Origin of the sequence: Dyella japonica DSM 16301 (assembly GCF_001010355.1) — a bacterium.
Classification (GTDB): domain Bacteria; phylum Pseudomonadota; class Gammaproteobacteria; order Xanthomonadales; family Rhodanobacteraceae; genus Dyella; species Dyella japonica.
Genome location: NZ_JPLA01000070.1, coordinates 1 through 1,306, shown reverse-complemented (window position 1 = coordinate 1,306; position 1,306 = coordinate 1). Strand labels below are relative to the sequence as shown.

Genomic DNA, 1,306 nt, shown 5'->3' with positions numbered 1-1,306 from the left:
ATTTGGAGTGTTCCGCCCCGCAGTGGGTGCGGACATAGGCGGTCTTGGCTTTGGCCATGCTTGGAATCCTGATCGGAGGTGCGGCGAATGGCCCAGCTTAGCGGGCCTGCATCGCATACCGCGAGACATTCGGTCTTGGTGGATTGAGCGCCTTGCGCTCGCTCAGGCTTCGTCTTCCACGAACAGCACGCGCTTGGTCATGCCGCAGGTGAGGTCATAGGAGATCGTGCCCGCTTGCGCGGCGATGATTTCCACCGGCAGTTCCGGGCCCCACAGCGTCACGCGGTCGCCCACTTTGGCGTGCGGTGCGTCACGCAGGTCCAGCGTGATCAGATCCATCGATACGCGACCGATCACGGGCACCTGGCGATCACCCACGAGCACCGGCGTGCCGGCCACCGCGCTGCGCNNCGTAGCCCACCGCGGCGACGCCGACCGGCATGTCCTCGGGGCAGGTCCAGGTGCCGTTGTAGCCGATCTGTTCGCCCTTGCCGATGCGATTGATGGCGATCAAACGCGTACTCAGCGTCATGGCGGGACGGAAGCCGAAATCGGCGCCGGTTTTGCCGTCAACTACGGAAAGGCCGTAAAGCAGGCCGCCCGTCCGCACCCAGTCGCCACGTGCCTCGGTCCAGCCGAGCACGGCGGCGGAATTGGACAAGGAGCGCGGCCCGCTCAGCCCGCGCGTGGCGTCGTTGAATCGACGGATCTGCGCGGGCGTTTCGACGCCATCGAACAGTTCCGATTCGGCGAAGTGGGTCAGCAGGCCGATCTCCGGATCGATGCCAGGCATGGCGGCCAGCTGCGCGTGAACGAAGGCGACAGTTTTCGGCGCAAAGCCCAGGCGATGCATGCCACTGTCCACCTTCAGCCAGACGCGCAGCGGACCGCGCGATGGCGAAGCCTCCTTCAACCAGCGCAGCTGTTCCTCGTGATGGATCGCGGCATCAAGATTCAGGCGCTGCATCTCGGCGATATCGCTGGCGTGATCGGGACCGGACAACACCACGATGCGCTGGCGATGCCCTGCCGCGCGCAAACGCAATCCATCGCCGAGGGCCGCTACCGCAAAGGCATCCGCCTCACCGTCGAGTGCACGCGCGACGCGCTCCAGGCCATGCCCATAGGCATCTGCCTTGACCACCGCCATCACCTTGGCAGGCGCGGACATCTGCTTGATGCGGGCGAGGTTGTGGCGCAGGGCGCCCAGATGAATGGTGGCGACGGTAGTGCGACTCATGCCTGGCTTTGCGCCCGACCGGGCACGGTGAGGAGTGGGAAAAGTTGGGCCGGATGGCCTGGAACA

At 65.5% G+C, this 1,306-nt stretch carries 2 protein-coding genes; both read right to left on the bottom strand.

Features of this window, described 5'->3' with window-relative positions; translation table 11 throughout:
* Positions 1 to 162 precede the first annotated feature (162 nt).
* The gene (locus tag Y882_RS20905; RefSeq protein WP_280136541.1) at positions 163 to 378 is read right to left on the bottom strand and encodes an alanine racemase C-terminal domain-containing protein; all 216 of its coding nucleotides are present in this window, start codon (positions 376 to 378) and stop codon (positions 163 to 165) included.
* Entirely contained in the window at positions 371 to 1,171 is an 801-nt protein-coding gene (gene alr / locus Y882_RS18090) for an alanine racemase (protein ID WP_425479488.1), read from the bottom strand. Before alr ends, Y882_RS20905 begins: the two co-directional genes overlap by 8 nt.
* Positions 1,172 to 1,306 lie beyond the last annotated feature (135 nt).